Origin of the sequence: Bradyrhizobium sp. CCBAU 53351, from assembly GCF_015291745.1 — a bacterium.
Classification (GTDB): Bacteria; Pseudomonadota; Alphaproteobacteria; order Rhizobiales; family Xanthobacteraceae; genus Bradyrhizobium.
Genome location: NZ_CP030060.1, coordinates 493,268 through 508,527 on the forward strand (window position 1 = coordinate 493,268; position 15,260 = coordinate 508,527).

18 protein-coding genes are annotated in these 15,260 nt (G+C 61.9%); 1 reads left to right on the top strand and 17 read right to left on the bottom strand.

Annotated features, from left to right (window positions below; all coding sequences use genetic code 11):
• Position 1: 1 nt before the first annotated feature.
• Positions 2-1,225, bottom strand: coding sequence for a cytochrome P450 (locus XH83_RS37315; protein WP_128930121.1), 1,224 nt, complete (start codon positions 1,223-1,225; stop codon positions 2-4).
• An 83-nt stretch (positions 1,226-1,308) separates the two neighbouring features.
• Between XH83_RS37315 and XH83_RS37320 the strand changes: the two genes are divergently transcribed.
• Positions 1,309-1,812: a MarR family winged helix-turn-helix transcriptional regulator gene (locus XH83_RS37320; protein ID WP_128930206.1), complete on the top strand. Its 504-nt coding sequence runs from the start codon at positions 1,309-1,311 to the stop codon at positions 1,810-1,812.
• A gap of 642 nt (positions 1,813-2,454) precedes the next feature.
• Here XH83_RS37320 and XH83_RS37325 read toward each other — a convergent pair.
• The 16 genes from XH83_RS37325 to XH83_RS37405 all read right to left on the bottom strand — a co-directional run bounded on the left by XH83_RS37325 (position 2,455) and on the right by XH83_RS37405 (position 15,236).
• Positions 2,455-3,141 (bottom strand): urease accessory protein, encoded by a 687-nt coding sequence (locus tag XH83_RS37325; protein WP_128930120.1) that lies wholly within the window; start codon positions 3,139-3,141, stop codon positions 2,455-2,457.
• Between the two features lie 15 nt (positions 3,142-3,156).
• Positions 3,157-4,134 (bottom strand): hydrogenase nickel incorporation protein HypB, encoded by a 978-nt coding sequence (hypB, locus tag XH83_RS37330; RefSeq protein WP_128955155.1) that lies wholly within the window; start codon positions 4,132-4,134, stop codon positions 3,157-3,159.
• Entirely contained in the window at positions 4,134-4,475 is a 342-nt protein-coding gene (locus XH83_RS37335; RefSeq protein ID WP_128930118.1) for a hydrogenase maturation nickel metallochaperone HypA, read from the bottom strand. Before XH83_RS37335 ends, hypB begins: the two co-directional genes overlap by 1 nt.
• 8 nt (positions 4,476-4,483) lie before the next feature.
• Entirely contained in the window at positions 4,484-5,551 is a 1,068-nt protein-coding gene (hypE, locus tag XH83_RS37340; RefSeq protein WP_128955154.1) for a hydrogenase expression/formation protein HypE, read from the bottom strand.
• On the bottom strand, positions 5,548-6,678 hold the full coding sequence (gene hypD / locus XH83_RS37345; protein ID WP_128930116.1) for a hydrogenase formation protein HypD: 1,131 nt from the start codon (positions 6,676-6,678) through the stop codon (positions 5,548-5,550). The genes hypE and hypD overlap by 4 nt, the downstream gene beginning before the upstream one ends.
• A complete protein-coding gene (locus XH83_RS37350) occupies positions 6,675-7,367 on the bottom strand; it encodes an SIS domain-containing protein (RefSeq protein ID WP_128930115.1) in 693 nt (230 codons plus the stop codon). Before XH83_RS37350 ends, hypD begins: the two co-directional genes overlap by 4 nt.
• 4 nt (positions 7,368-7,371) lie before the next feature.
• Positions 7,372-7,662 carry a HypC/HybG/HupF family hydrogenase formation chaperone gene (locus XH83_RS37355; RefSeq protein ID WP_128930114.1) on the bottom strand — a complete coding sequence of 97 codons (291 nt, stop codon included), beginning with the start codon at positions 7,660-7,662 and terminating at the stop codon, positions 7,372-7,374.
• Complete coding sequence (gene hypF, locus XH83_RS37360) at positions 7,632-10,088, bottom strand: carbamoyltransferase HypF (RefSeq protein ID WP_128955153.1); 2,457 nt, start codon at positions 10,086-10,088, stop codon at positions 7,632-7,634. Before hypF ends, XH83_RS37355 begins: the two co-directional genes overlap by 31 nt.
• Positions 10,085-11,221 carry an NHL repeat-containing protein gene (locus XH83_RS37365; RefSeq protein WP_232995560.1) on the bottom strand — a complete coding sequence of 379 codons (1,137 nt, stop codon included), beginning with the start codon at positions 11,219-11,221 and terminating at the stop codon, positions 10,085-10,087. Before XH83_RS37365 ends, hypF begins: the two co-directional genes overlap by 4 nt.
• Positions 11,222-11,286: 65 nt before the next feature.
• Entirely contained in the window at positions 11,287-12,156 is an 870-nt protein-coding gene (locus tag XH83_RS37370; protein ID WP_128930111.1) for a NifU family protein, read from the bottom strand.
• 259 nt (positions 12,157-12,415) lie between these two features.
• On the bottom strand, positions 12,416-12,625 hold the full coding sequence (locus XH83_RS37380) for a hypothetical protein (protein ID WP_128930109.1): 210 nt from the start codon (positions 12,623-12,625) through the stop codon (positions 12,416-12,418).
• A gap of 28 nt (positions 12,626-12,653) precedes the next feature.
• Complete coding sequence (locus tag XH83_RS37385) at positions 12,654-13,715, bottom strand: hypothetical protein (RefSeq protein ID WP_232995559.1); 1,062 nt, start codon at positions 13,713-13,715, stop codon at positions 12,654-12,656.
• Positions 13,716-13,769: 54 nt separating this feature from the next.
• Complete coding sequence (locus XH83_RS37390; protein ID WP_128930108.1) at positions 13,770-14,078, bottom strand: hypothetical protein; 309 nt, start codon at positions 14,076-14,078, stop codon at positions 13,770-13,772.
• Entirely contained in the window at positions 14,078-14,560 is a 483-nt protein-coding gene (locus tag XH83_RS37395) for a hydrogenase maturation protease (RefSeq protein WP_128930107.1), read from the bottom strand. Before XH83_RS37395 ends, XH83_RS37390 begins: the two co-directional genes overlap by 1 nt.
• 24 nt (positions 14,561-14,584) lie before the next feature.
• Positions 14,585-14,902 carry a hypothetical protein gene (locus XH83_RS37400; RefSeq protein ID WP_128930106.1) on the bottom strand — a complete coding sequence of 106 codons (318 nt, stop codon included), beginning with the start codon at positions 14,900-14,902 and terminating at the stop codon, positions 14,585-14,587.
• Positions 14,903-14,924: 22 nt separating this feature from the next.
• A complete protein-coding gene (locus XH83_RS37405; protein ID WP_128930105.1) occupies positions 14,925-15,236 on the bottom strand; it encodes a hypothetical protein in 312 nt (103 codons plus the stop codon).
• Positions 15,237-15,260 lie beyond the last annotated feature (24 nt).

Below are 15,260 nucleotides of genomic sequence, written 5' to 3' on the forward strand. Positions count from 1 at the left end.
GTCAGGCCGGGGTGATGGATATCGGCAGGCTCTCTAGCCCGCGCAGCGTGTTGTTGTAGCGGCGCTCGACGGGACCGGAGATTTCGATCGATGCAACCCTTCGCGCGATCGCGGACAGCACCACCTCACCTTCGAGCCGCGCTACCAACTGGCCAACGCACATGTGAATGCCGGAGCCGAAGCCGACATGGCCCGAAGTCTTGCGGGTGATGTCGTAGCGATCGGACTCGATCCAGCGGCGCGGGTCGCGGTTCGCCGCGCCGAGGAACATCAGGACCTTCTCGCCCTCGCCGACGCGCGTGCCGCCGATCTCGACCTCGCGCGTCGTGGTGCGGAAGAAGGTCTGCACCGGGCTTTCGAAGCGAACGGCTTCCTCGAAGGCGTTGCGCGCCAGCGACGGATCGGCCCGCAGCCGCGCGAATTCCTTCGGAAAGCGTGCCAGGCAATAGAGAGCGGCTCCGATGCCATAGACTGTGGTGTCGAGGCCTGCGGACAGCAGTGAGCGCACGAGCAACGGCGCCTCATCCGACGTGATCTCGCCAGTGTCGGAGAACGCATGGATACAGGCGCCAAAGCCGCCAGGCTTAAGATTCGGTCGCTGGCACTGCTCGGCGACATAGGCCTGGTGCGGCGCCGATCGCTCGATTGCGGTCTGACGTAGCTCGTTTGGCGGGCCGAAGGCATTGAAGACGAGACCAGCATAAGGAATCAGGTGCTCGCGCCCTTCCGCCTTCAGTCCGAGCGCATCCGGAAATACAGACAACGGATAGGCCTCTGCGAGATCGGCGACCGCATCGAATTTGCGCCGCTGCAGCAGCTCGTCGATCTTGGCTTCGGCCGCCAAAGCGAAGCCGTCGCGGATCCGCTTCATGGTCGCGGGCGACAGCACCTTTGACAGCACGGCGCGGGTGCGGGTGTGCGCGGGGGGATCGGCCTCCAGGATCAGGCTCGGCGGCCGCCAGGGCTTTTCCTTCTTGAAGTCGGAAAGACCGACGCCGCGGCTGGAACAGAAGGTCTGGGGATCGTTGAGGACTGAATAGACCTCGGCATAACGCGCCACGCCGTAGACGTTCCATTTATCGAGATAGACGACAGGGCCGGCCTCTCGCAGCCTTTCATGGGTCGGATAGGGATCGTCGAAGAACGAGATCGCGAAGGGGTCGACGTCAAGGTGTGGAATGGCCATTGGACCGGCGGTCGAAGCACAGGCGCTCGGTACAGTCATTGCAGTCCTCGCAAATTTGGGCTTGTGAAGCGTTCGCGCATGTCCTTATTTCTGGAGCAGCGCATGAAGCGAGCCCCGACGTGATGCAGCCACCGACCAGCAAATCGAGACACAACACCGCGACTGAAGGCGATGCGCCGCTGCTCGATCTCGACCGCTACATCCCGGCTCTGATCACCTTCATCGCCAATAAATTGTCCAAGAGCGCGAACGCGTTCTATCAGCCCGCGTTCGGCGTCAACGTCACCGAGTGGCGCATCATTGCCCTGCTCGCAATCGAGCCAGGCATTCCGGCCGCCCGCATCTGCCACGTCATCGGCTTCGACAAGGGGCCGGTGAGCAGGACGCTCGCCGCCATGGAGAAGCGAGGCCTGATCGCGATCCGCATCGACCCGAATGACGGCCGCACCCATTCGATCTCCCTGACAGCGAAGGGGCGCACCACCCACGACAAGGTGATCGCCGTGGCGCTTGGGCGCGAGCGGCGGCTGCTGTCGTGCCTTTCCAGGGATGAGCAGGAAATACTGATCGGGCTGCTGCGCCGTTTGCATGAAAATCTCGGCGCGGTGACGGATACCGATAGCTAAGCCAGGGCGCACAGCACGATGTGCACGCAAGGCTTCGTTACCTTCACGCTTGCGCCGGCGTTTGCTGGCGATACCATCCCTGCCGAACATCGGTCCTCCCAGGAAAGGCGTAGCGGTTGTCCCGCCATCTTCCCTTGCGCGAAGGTTCGCATGAATTAGTTGCCTAGGCAACAAAAAACCTTTGCCTCCGGCTTGAACCCTCCCTTCCTTATTCGCGAACCTCTCCTGGTTCGCGGATAGGCGGCAACCGCTTATAGACCCTTTGTCGATTGCGAGGGGCCGACAATCCGCCGTCTGGCAGAGCATCCTGGCAGCGCGCGCGGCGAGATGCTCAATGTCGAGCCATCGGAAAGGATCGCTACTAACATAGAGGCCAAGTTCGAGACGGCGCTAGCGGTTTAATGTCAACCCGGGACTGCCGAGAGGATGAAGAGATAAAGTCCGTAAATGCGAGAGCGAAGGGAGCCGCCGTCATTGGGAGCTTGCTGGCTCGCGCAGCGTATCTACCGGGTCGCACCCAAGCGGCACGACCGAGGAGAGCAGCGCGCTGCTAGGGGCGGTCGAGACACCCCCGGTATCGATTCTCCGGACCATCCTTAGAAAAAAGACGCATTCAAATGGCGAAGGGTAGCTGACCTCTCGCTAGCCAGCGGCGGCGACTGTTCCATAGATGGTCAAGAGGCCAAGTCCCATCGCGATGTTTCCGATAACGAACTGCAAAGACCGGTTGACCCAAGTTAAGGTTCGGGCTGAGATGACTAAGGGAACCGCAATCAGCGACGACAGTGCGGCCATCCCCATCATCGAGCCCATACCAAATAGTAACACGTAAAGTATCCCCGCTAGATGGTTCGGCGCTTGTGAGACGGTTAAGACGAGGAGCGCGGCTGAGCCTGCCATCCCATGCATGAGCCCGACCGCCAGCGTCCGCCAGCGCGCACCATGGTCATGATCATGCGCGCGCGCCTCAGGGCGCCAAATTTCGCTCTTGTGACTAGGAGCACGAAAATCTGAGATGTGATGGTGAACATGGACACGTTCGCGCCATAAGCGCCATATGACGTTGCTTCCTAACAGAATCAACATGAAGCCGACGGCCGCCTCTAGCGGTTGCGAAACGCCCGGCGGAATTGCATATCCGAGCACCAAAGCCGCCCCGGAGAACAGGAACAAAGTGATGGTGTGTCCAATTCCCCACGTCAACCCATGCTTGACGATCTCGCCCACATCGCTGCGGCGCGCCGCAATGCTCGATACCGCCGCAATGTGATCGGCCTCGAGCGCGTGCTGCATGCCCAGCAGCAGTCCCAGCCCCAATATTCCGAACATGGCAAGATCCAATCATCAAGAGGGAAATACGGTGTCCTTCAGCAACTTGCTTTGCCGTCGTATCCAACCGTACCACTCCTCAAATCCTGCGCCGTTTCTGGCCGAGACCTGCAGAACCTCGATGGCCGGGTTGACGTCTCTGGCGTATGCCACCGCGCGATCGACATCGAAATCCACATGCGGAAGCAAGTCGAGCTTGTTCAAGATCATGAGGTCAGCCGACCGGAACATGTGAGGATATTTGATCGGCTTGTCCTCTCCCTCGGTCACTGAGAGGATGACGACCCTTGCATGTTCGCCAAGGTCGAACATCGCAGGACAAACTAGATTTCCGACATTCTCGATCATCACGATCGATTCCGGCGGTGGACGCAGCTCTGAAAGAGCGCGCGCAATCATGTCGGCCTCGAGATGGCAACCCGTGCCCGTATTGACCTGGACTGCTGGGGCGCCTGCGCGTCGAATTCGCTCCCCATCATTGGCCGTCACCTGGTCTCCTTCGATGACGAAGAGATTGACCTCGTGATGAAGGTCGCCAATGGTTCGCTCCAGCAGCGTGGTCTTGCCGGCGCCGGGCGAGCTTGCGAGGTTCAGGGCCAGGATTTCGCGACCGGCGAACCAGGCCCGGTTCCTTGCTGCCAAAACGTCGTTCTTGGCGAGGATCCGGGCTTCCAGATCGAGCACCAGGCCCGCAGCTTCGTCATGATTGGTATGCCCGTGTTCGTGGGCATGGTCATGCGAATGTCGGCGTCCATGATGTCCGTGATCATGATGGTCATGATGATGGTGATCATGGCCGTGTCCAGCGTGAGAGTGGACGTGGGCGGGATCATGGTCATGCGAATGGGCGTGAGCAACGCCATCCGCGTGGACATGGAAATGATCATGCAGGTGCTCACCGGTCTCCCCACCGCCCAGGCTCGCTTCATGTCCGGTCTGGAGATTGATCACCGTGGCACCCGCCTTGGCGCCGCAACCGCAATGTCCGCACATCAGGCAGCCTCCCCTTCGATCTCCATGCTTCTGATCTTCAATTCCTCGCCCTGAAGGCGCGTAAACTGCCGCGAGCCACAAGGGCACGGCGCAAACAGGCTCGCCTGCTCGAATTCCGAACGACACGTCGCGCACAGCGCTCGCCCGGCCACGCGCCTGATGTCGAGCGCTGTGCCGTCAAGAGGCGTCCCGCGGGCGACGGTCTCGAAGCAGAATGCGATCGCCTCTCCCATCACGCCGGAGAGATCTCCAACATCGACGGTGATGCGGCGGACCTTGCGGCCCTTGGCGGCATCGCTGACGATCGCCACGATGTTACGGGTGATGCCGAGCTCGTGCATGGGTCCTCTCAGCAGATCCGAGGCAGCTGTTCGCCGACGAGCATGTCGACCATTCGGTGTCCGCCAAAGCTCGTCCGCATCATGACGCGGCTATCCTGGTCCGAGGTGATCCGGCCGATACGGGCGGCATCCAAACCCAGTGGATCTCGCCGCATGGCAGCCAGCGCGGCTTCGGCCTGATCGGGGGGAACGATCACGACGATCTTGCCCTCATTGGCGAGATAGAGCGGATCGAGCCCAAGCACCTCGCAGAACGCCTTCACTTCCTCGCGGATCGGCGTCATGCCCTCCTCGATCTCGATGGAGACCCCCGAGCCGTCCGCGATCTCGTTCAGCACCGTCGCGACGCCGCCGCGCGTCGCGTCCCGAATGAAGCGAGTGCCCGGTGCGGCGGCGAGGATCGCGCCGATCAGCTCGTGCAGACAGGCGCAATCGCTGGCGATCGGCGTCTCGAGCGCCATGTCGCCGCGGGCGCACAGGATGGCGGCACCGTGGTCACCCAGCAGTCCGTTCACGAGGACGGCGTCGCCGGCGCGGGCCTTGTCCACGCCGAGCGCGAGCGAGGCAGGGATCGCGCCTACGCCCGTGGTCGTGATGAAGATCTTGTCGCACGCTCCCCGTGGCACGACCTTGGTGTCGCCCGTGACGATCTGCACCCCCGCTTGCGAAGCCGTTCGCGCCATGGAAAGCGCGACCTGTCGCAAGAGATCGATCTGCACGCCCTCCTCGATGATGACCGCGCAGGACAGATACATGGGCACCGCCCCGCCGACGGCGAGATCGTTCACCGTGCCGCAAACCGCGAGCTTTCCGATATCGCCGCCCGGGAAGAACAGGGGATCGACCACGAAGGAGTCGGTCGTAAAGGCGAGCCTGTCGCCATGGGCTGCGAAGACCGCCAGATCGAACCGCGCCTGATCCTCGAGCGGCTCACAGGCGTGCTCGCCGAAGGCCGTCAGAAACACGTCGTCAATCAGGTCCTTCATGGCTTTGCCGCCGCCGCCATGAGCCAGCGTCACCGAGCTGACATTGACTTTGCCGCGCGTGCGCGTCTTGACGAAGGGGACGAAATTCATACGACCTCCGCTTGGCGCTTTTGGCCGCCATACTGGTAGTAGGCAGCACAGGCTCCTTCGGAGGACACCATCAGTGCTCCGAGAGGCGTTTCCGGCGTGCATGAGGTGCCGAACACCTTGCATTGCCACGGCTTGAGTGCGCCCTTCAGCACCTCGCCGCACTGGCACGATTTCGGGTCGGCGATCCTGACGTTGGGAATCGCGAATTTGCGCTCCGCGTCGAAATGCACATAAGCATCGCGCAGGCGCACGCCGGAATGATCGATCGATCCAAGCCCGCGCCACTCGAAGAACTCGCGCAATTCGTATACTTGGGCCACCGCGCGCAGCGCCGCGTTGTTGCCCTCGCTCGGCACGACGCGGGCATACTGGTTCTCGACCTCGACCCGCCCCTCCGCGATCTGCTTCAGCAGCATCCAGATAGACTGGAGGATGTCGAGCGGCTCGAAGCCGGCGACCACCATCGGCTTGCGATAGAAATTGGCGATGAACTCGTAAGGAGCCGTGCCGATCACCATCGACACGTGGCCGGGCCCGAGGAAGCCGTCGAGCTGCAGGCCGGGACTGTCGAGGATCGCCTTGATGGTCGGAACGATCGTGATGTGGTTGCAGAACACGGAGAAGTTCCGGATCCCCTCGCTCTCCGCCTGCAGGATCGTCAATGCGGTCGACGGCATGGTGGTCTCGAAGCCGAGGCCGAAGAAAACGACCTCGCGAGCGGGATTGCGCCGAGCGAGCTGGAGCGCGTCCATCGGCGAATAGACCATGCGCACGTCGGCACCATCCGCCTTGGCCTGCAGGAGGCTCTTCCGCGAGCCGGGCACGCGCATCGCGTCTCCGAAGGTTGTGAAGATGACCTTCGGGTTCTCCGCGATCGCGACGCAATCATCGACCCGTCCCATCGGCAGGACGCAGACCGGACATCCCGGACCATGAACCAGCTCGATAGCCTTGGGCAACATGCCCTCGAGCCCATAGCGGAAGATCGAATGGGTGTGCCCGCCGCAGACCTCCATCAGGTAAAGCGGCCGGCCCTCCGGAAGTTTCATGCCGGAAACCAGCGACTCGATCTCGCCGATGAGTACGCGCGCCTTTTCGCCGTCGCGGAATTCGTCGACATATTTCATGCCACGGCTCCCTTCGTTCGCGCCGATCCCCGGTCGTCAGCCAAGAGCGTGTGAACGAGATCCCAGAGGATGTGGTAGGCGGTTACATGGCACTCCTGGGTGCGATGGATCGACGTCGTCGGGACGACCAGGCAATGGTCGACGACACCCGCGGTTTTCATCTTTCCGCCGTCGCCGCCCGCAAGCCCAATGGTCACGAGGCCCATCTCCTTCGCCTTGGCAAAGGCGGCCATCAGGTTCGACGAATTGCCGCTGGTGGAGATGCCAATGAGCGCATCGCCTTTCCGCCCCTGGGCCACGATCTGGCGGACGAAGACGTGATCGAAACCGAGGTCGTTTCCGACCGCCGAGATCATCGCCAGATCGGCGACGAGGTTGGTTGCGGCCAGTGCGGGCCTGCCCGCCGTGATCGGGTGGACGAACTCCACGGCGACATGCGAGGCGTCGCAGCTCGAGCCGCCATTGCCCATCGAGAATAGCCGTCCGCCGTTGCGATAGACATCCGCGACCGTTTTCGCCGCGGCGATCAGCACCGCGGCGTTCTCGGCAAAGAAGCGCGCATTGGTGTCGCGCGAATCGCGTGCCTTCTCTTCGACCGAGAGCAGGAGGGCGGCATCCAGCCGCGCCGGCTCCTGCTGTCCGCCATGCAGAAACGGATAAAGTTCCTTCAGGTCGCTGTTGCCTGACATGGCGCTACCCTCCCGGCTCAGCTGCCGAACGCTTCATGGCTTCGATTTCAGCCTGTGCTTCACCCAGTTCTGTGAGAATCTTGAGCGTTTGCGCGGCTTCTTCCTCGTCGATCCGGCTCATCGCGAATCCGACATGGACGAGCACCCAGTCGCCGAGGCAGGCCGACGGCGGATGATCCTCGCTGACGATGCAGGCGATGTTGACCTGCCGCTTGACGCCGCTGACGTCGACGGTCGCAAGCTTTCTCGCTTCGTCGTCGATCCTTACGATCCGCCCGGGAATACCGAGACACATGACGGCTTTCCTTCCCTGAAGTCTTTGTTTGATTTCATCAGATGCGCAGCTCCAATGACGGCTTGGCCGAGAGCAAGTCCGCCATCGTTGGACGGAACGCGCGCATGTGACAGCACAGTGAACTGCTCGCGCTCCAGCCGGCGCACCACCTCCTCGAATAGGATGCGGTTCTGGAAGCAGCCGCCGGTGAGCGCGACGGTCGAGAAGCGTCGCTCGCCGTCCTCGGGGGAGCCGGCGAGCTTGCGTGTCATGGCGGCGATGGACTTGGCCAGCCCCTTGTGGAACCGTGCAGCCATCACCGGCGCCGGTGTCTTCAGGATCAGGTCACCCAGCACCGCATGCCACATCGCGAGCGGCTCGATATAGGGCAAACCCGTGCCGGCGAGATTGGGGATCGTCAGCGGATAGGCCAGCGCCTCGTCTTCATCGGCGAGAGTTTTCTCGTCGACCATGGCTTCCAGCCGCGCCGCCGCCTCGCCCTCATAGCTCTGCGCGTCCCGGCAGACATCGAGGGCGGCGGCCATGGCGTCGAACAAGCGCCCGCAGGATGATGCTGGCGGAGCGTTGATGCGGTTGCGCGCCATCGAATCCAGCAGCGCGCGCGGCTTTGCCGCCAAATATGAATGGAGCTCGAGCTCGGCGAAATTCATTGTCAGCTCGGCCCAGCTCATCTCCGCCATGAGATGCGCATAGAGATTGCGCCAGGGCTCGCGCACGGCCTGGACGCCGCCAAGCATCGGGATCGGCTTGAACGTACCGGCCCGCGTGTAGCCGACATAGTCGGCGAGCATGAACTCGCCGCCCCAGAACGTCGCGTCCTCGCCCCATCCGAGACCATCGAGAACGATCCCGAGGACCGGACGGCCGTCGAGCGCATATCCGTTCTCGGCAAGACAGGCCGCCACATGGGCGTGATGATGCTGCACCTCCATCAAAGGCAGCGTCCCGCCCGCCAGGTGCTCGCGCGCGAGCTTGGAGGACAGATATTCGGGGTGCATGTCGGCGATCACTGCCGTAGGCTCGTGCTCGAAGAGCGCGGCATAGAGCGATAGGTTCTTCCTGTAATCGTCGAATGTCGCGACATCCTCCAGGTCGCCCTGATGCTGGGACAGGATCGCAGCGCCGTCCTTGAGCAAACAGAACGTGGCCTTCAGCTCCCCGCCCATGGCGAGCAGATCGGGCGCTTTCGCGAACCCCCTGGGCAGGGCGATCGGCGCCGGTGCGTATCCTCTGGCGCGACGCAGGAGCCGCGGCCCGCCCGCCACCACCCGGACCACAGAATCGTCGACACGGTTGGCGATGCGCCGATCGTGGGTGAGCGCGAACGTCGCAATCCCCGCGAGGCGCTCCGTCATCTCCGTATCGCCCGTCACCTGCGGCTCGCTCGACAAATTGCCGCTGGTCATGACGACCGGCCGGTCCATCCGCCGCAGCAGCAAGACATGCAGCGGCGTCGTCGGCAGCATGAAACCGAGCGTCCGCAATCCCGGTGCAATCTCGTCAGGCAGGTGCTCCGGCCCATTCGCATGCAGGAGCACGATGGGGGCCGCCGGGCTTGTCAACGCGACCAACTCGTGTTCGGCGAGATCGCAGAACCGGCGGATAACGTCAACGTCCCTGGCCATCAGGGCAAACGGCTTGCCGTCCCGCTGTTTCAGTTTGCGCAGCCTCCTGACCGTGTCGGCCTGGGTGGCGTCACAGGCGAGCTGGTAGCCGCCGAGCCCTTTGACGGCGACGATTTCGCCCTTCTGGATCAGGCTGCACGCCGCATCCACATCGTCAAGCATGGAAAACTGCTCGAAGGTAAAGTGACGCCCGTCGAGCCTGACCAGCTTCGCCTTGGGCCCGCAGGCATGGCAGGCGATCGGTTCGGCGTGAAACCGCCGGTCGGAAGGGTCGCGGTATTCGCGGGCGCAGTCGGCGCACATTGCAAACGGCGACATCGCGGTCTTGGCGCGATCGTAGGGGATGCCGTCGACGATGCTCAGCCGCGGCCCGCAATTGGTGCAATTGGTGAAGGGGTAGCGGAAGCGGCGCGCAAAGGGATCGGTGGTTTCGCGCGCGCAATCGGCACAGAGCGCCGCGTCAGGTGAAATCTCGGTATGAGCCCCGCCATGTGCGCTCTCGACTATCGCAAAATCGTCGCGCAGCACGCCCGCATAGGCGGTGATCTCGATTGCCTCGATCTGGCTCAGCGGCGGCGGATCGCCAGCGATGCGGTCGACGAGCATGTCAATGATCGCCCGTTCTCCCTGCACGCGAACCAGAACGCCTTCTCCGTCATTCAGCACCTCGCCGCCAAGCCGCAGTTCCCGCGCGTGGCGCCAGACCGCCGGCCGGAAGCCGACGCCCTGCACACGTCCGCGAAACCGGATTTCAACGACCTCGACAGGGTTCTGCGGCGCGGCGAGGTTGAGCCTGCTCATGGTGTTTTGTCCCAGATCAGGATCCGGTTGTTGCCGGTGTCGGCGATCGCCAGAGTCCGACCGACTGCCGAAGCAGCATAAGGCCAGCACAGGCTGTCGCGACTTGCCGCGCGCCAGCGATTGTCACCTTTGTCGGCAAAGCCGTTCTGGGCCGCCAGCCCTGTGGCCGGCGCATCCATGGCGAGGTCCTGGAGATGGAAGCCAAGCAGCCGCGAATTTGCGGTATCGCAGACCACGAGCTGGCCATCCCAGATGACGAGACCATAGGGCATGCTCATCGCGCTCGAGGATGGATCGTACGAGCTGCGATTGTGATCGACGCCCGCGAAATCGTCCTGGCCCAGCACGAAATCGCACGGCGTCCCGCTGACGGTGGGGAAATGGCGCCATACCATGACGCGATTGTTGCCCGCGTCCGAGATCGCGAGTGCGCCGTCATGGCAGGCGATGCCGTGCGGCCACCGCATGCTGGTGGCACAGACGTCGCCGCCGGCATTGTCATCACGGGTGACGAAGTCTCTTTGGCCGAGGACCAGATCGGCCGGCGTGCCGTTGGCGGTCGGAATGCCGTTCCAGATCAGAACGCGGCGATTTCCGGTGTCGCAGACGATCAGCCTGCCCTGGAAGATCGCGACCCCGTAGCACCAATTCAGTGTGTCGGAGCGAGACACCGCTCTTCCGCGATTGGCTAGGCCTGAGACGAAGTCCGCCTGACCTAGAACCACATCGGCGGGCTGGTTCGAGGCGGATGGATAGCGATTCCAGATCAGGATCCGGTGATTCCATGCATCCGCCACGGCCAGGATGCCGTCTGCGGCAGCGACGCCGGTCGGGAAGTTGAGCGTGTCGGGGCCGATGTCGCGCTTGGCGTTGCGGCCCTCGCGCGAGAAGTCGGATTGACCGATCAGAATATCGGCGGGCGCTTGATCGGAGGACGGACAGCGGCTCCAGATCAGCAGCCGATGATGGCCACTGTCGCAGACGAACATGGGCCCGTTCTTGTCGAGACACACCCCACGCGGGCCGAACAACGTCTGGGCCGACGGAACGATCGATTGCACAAGTCCGTCCGGCGTGACCTCTCCACCCAGAATCACGCGGGCGCCGGCCGGCGAGAGAAACCGGCGTGGCACGTGGTTGTCGCGCATCCTAGCGCGCGGTCGGTCCAAGCGAATGGTTGCGGCTGAAGTGATCATGGCTATGCCGTTATCCTCACTTCAACCCTGGTTCCGATGATCCTGACCGCGTGCGGCTGCAGTTGCACCTCAGGCGCGGTCAGGCATTCGCCACTGGCGAGGTCGTATCTGAACCCATGATAGGGACAGGTGATGATGCCGCCCTGCACCTCGCCATCATGGATCGGAAGGCCGAGATGCGCGCAGGCATTCTCGAAACAGGAGATCGATTCCCCACTACGTGACAGGATGATCTTGCGTCCGCCCAATTCCATCGCGCGGACCAAGCCCTCCGGAAAATCCGCCCAAGCTCCCGCCGGTATCCACTGTCCTTCCGCATTCAGCGCGAAGGGGCTGATGAACCGAACGCCGCCTTCGCTCGCCGCGGCCAGCCCCTTGACCTGAATAACGTCGGTGATCTCGGGGCAGACATCCTGAAGCGCCTTCTTCACGCCGGCATGGAATGTCAGCGCCGAGGCGGGACAGCCGTCGCAGGCTCCCTTGAACCGAACCTCCACTGCCGGCGGGCGAACCGAGACGAGTTCGACATCCCCACCATGCGATTTCAGCATCGGCCGGACGCTTTCGAGTGCCTGCTCGACCCGCTCGTTGAGGGCCGCCCTCAAGAGGTTGTAGCGCCGCAGCACCGCGTAGACGAGCTCGTCCGAAGCTGCGCTCTTCATGGCGGCCAGCGCGGCGGGATCGGCCTTCAAGGCACGTATCAGGCGCCGGAACGCTTCCGCATTGAGCGCTTCGATCGCGATCTTGTAGGCGGAAACGACGCCCCGCTGCGTTTCATCCCAGGTCGCCACGACCGTTTCCAACCGCTCGATATCGCCGACAAAGCCGGCGAGATCCTCCCGAAGTGTTGGTGTCGATTCGTGAGCGTTCATGCGATCTCGCGCCGGCCGCGCTCCTCACCTATAGCGGAGGTTTCGGAAGAGATAAGGCTGCAAGCCCCCACCAATTGCTGCTGCCAGGGCTGAAGCCGCCCATATCGGCGCCCCGACCAGCGTAAGAATGATGAGCAGCATGGCTGTGACCGCCACCCCGATCGCAATTTGCCGGTAAGCCTTGGCTGGGTCTGCGAAAAGCTTTCCGCGGAAGAACAACAAGATGGAGTTCTGTGTCATTGCCCACATGTCATCTTCCTCAAGCGATGATCGAAAGAGCGATAAGGCCGACGAAAACGCCGGCAATTCCAGCCAACGGGCCGTAGAAACCACCGAGCAGCGCTGCGAGCTCATTTCCGAGCACTTTTCCGCCGACGATGAGGCCGCCGACCATTCCTCCTGCGATTGATGCAATCATCGCCAGACCGAGACTTAAGGCGAATATTGCCGGAGTAAGTGACACGCTCATTTGCAAGAACTCCTTCGATCCAGATTTGCTAGGAATGCAGGGTGGTAGGTCGATCGAGAAGCGCCGACAGCTCCATCAGCTCGCGCTCGATCTGCATGGAGGCCTCGCTGACGATCTGAGCGCGACCGGGATCTCCATGGGCCAGGAATATTTCGCGCGCCTCTCTGTAATAGACGAGGGCCATTGAGAGATTGATGCCCCTGCCGGTTTCCGAGTTCGAGGCATGACCGGGCAGATTCCACAGGCAGTTTGCCTTGTTCGAGATGGTGTTCGCGTACTCGATCGGCATCGTCTCGCGGGTGCGGACCTTAAGTGCCTCGTCATAGGCCTCAAGCGCGCGAAGATTATTCTCGAGCACGTGGCTCGAGGCGACATATTGGAGGGCATTGCCGAGGTTGTTCTGCAACATCGCGTATTCGACAGGATCATCGACGAGAGTCACGACTTTGAGCGCTTCCTCGAAGGCTTGAACAGCAAGAGCCTCTCGCATTTTGCCGCGCTGATCGGTCATCGGCATGGAGAGAAAGGCCGTCGCCAAATTGTTCTGAAGAATGGCGTACTCTTTGGGGTGGCTCGTTCGAGTGAAGGTACGAAGGGCGCGTTGATAGGCTGCTATCGCCTCAGAGATCTTTGCGCGGCCAACGGCAGCGAGGCTTTGGATGCACAGCCCGAGATTCATCTCGGCTTCCGCGGTTTCTTCAAGCGTTGCGAGTTGAGTGAGCTCTGGCATGATGGCTTCGAAGATGGACCGAGCGAGCTCGATTGACTTTGTGCCCTGCTCGGGCATCGCCTGCAGCGCCGTTGCTTTGCGCGCCAGAATACGAGATCGCAGCAAAGCCAGCTCACCGGGACAGACGGTCAGGGCTTTGTCGTAGAGTTCTATTGCGGAGTTGATCTCATCCGGCGACTTGGGCCTCGTTTGCAGCCCTATTCCGATCTCCATGAGCATCTCGGCTCGCTCGGCCGGCGTAGCCGTCTCGGCCTCCGCTGCTTGCAAGGCTGCGCGTACCTGTTCGCTCAGAAGGCCTGCCGCCAAGGTGTCCTCCCGGACCGAGCGCTTGATTTGCCGCGCGTCATTGATGCGGATCAATCTTGCAGCCAAATTTTCAGTCTGTCTACTCAATAAGCGAAATGTAAAGAAAGTTTACAAATCGAACGCATGCGCGATGATGAGAGCTTGGTCAGCGGAGGACCATTCGGCTGCGAACTCGCGGACGTCTATCGGGACATTGTGCTCGCTGAAGAAGTCGGGTGCATGCACCACGCGATCACCAGCGATGTTGCGCATCTTCAACAGATATCCACCGCCCGCCTGGTGACGGACTGGCAGGATGCAAAGATCGTTGTCTCGTCGGAGCAGGATGACGCATTGAAGGCCATCGAAGAAGCGTCTGCAGAGCGCGGCAGAAAAGTAGAGCGAGCCGTCTTTGATGGTGACCGCAAGATTTGGCATCAGCCCACCGGCACGGCCTCCTGGGGCGTTCGCAGCAACTCTTCGATCCTAGCGGCGACCTTCATGACCGCCTGCGATACACGACAAGATAGCGACAGACCAAGATCGAGTTGCTCTGCCTCGATCAGAAATACGATGACATCGTCGGGAAACGCATCGCGAAATATCGCCTTTCCGGCGAAAAGTGCGTGCTCCCAGCGAAAGTCGTGCAGATTAAGTCCACCTCCATAAGGTTTGGTCAATTCGTGTCCTGGGACCTCGAAGATTGCGCCCGGCTCGGAGCCGGATCTGCAGGCATCGACGATAATCAGCGTTCGGCAGCCCCGCGCAGCGAACATCGCCGCCATCCCGTCGGTGCCAGCGTCGAGCAGACGAATGTCAGCATTCTGTCCGAACCCCCGATCTTTGAGCTGCCCGAGAACAGCAAGACCGGCGCCGTCGTCGGAACGATTTGGATTTCCACAAGCAACCACGGCAATCACGGCGTGCCCTTTCCATGAGGCGCATCAGATGCGCCAGAGCTTACAGGACCAATCGGGTTCGACCGGCACATTCAGTTCCGGCAGCTCGCAGAAGCGCTGGTGCACCTTGTAGTACATGCAAGTTTCGCAAAGCTGCGTAATGCCGGCGTGCTCAATCGGATATGAGGTAAACCCCGCGAGCTTGAGCTTAGCCTCCAGATCATCGCCTGCAAGGCGAAGGTCGCAGACAAGCCGCTGAACTTGCTCATGGCTGTCTGCGCGCGGATACACGTCCGTGGCAAGACCAGAGGTCAGGAGACCGATGATGCGGGAACGTAAGCTTTCATCGCTGGCGGAGGCCATGACGAGCGCCTCGGGTGAGAAGCTAGATGCGCCATAGCCGGCACCACCAGTCCGGCTCGACAGGCACAGACAGCTCTGGCAGATCGCACCATTTGCGGTGCACGAGATAGTACATGCATTCCAGGCAGCGTTGCCTGTCAGGTCCGTAAGGATGGTCGAGGAACCCCGAGATCACGAGTTTGGCCTTGAGGTCCTTCGTATCGAGCTGACGCAGCTGCAGCAAAATTTCCGCAAATTCCTTGTCCGTCTCGGGAAAGGGCTCGACTTGCGTTTCGAGCCCATCCGCAAGCATATCGGCGATGGCTTTCAGGGTAGCCCCGTTTTCGGACGCCATTGTGCGACGCGCCTTTTGACGTAG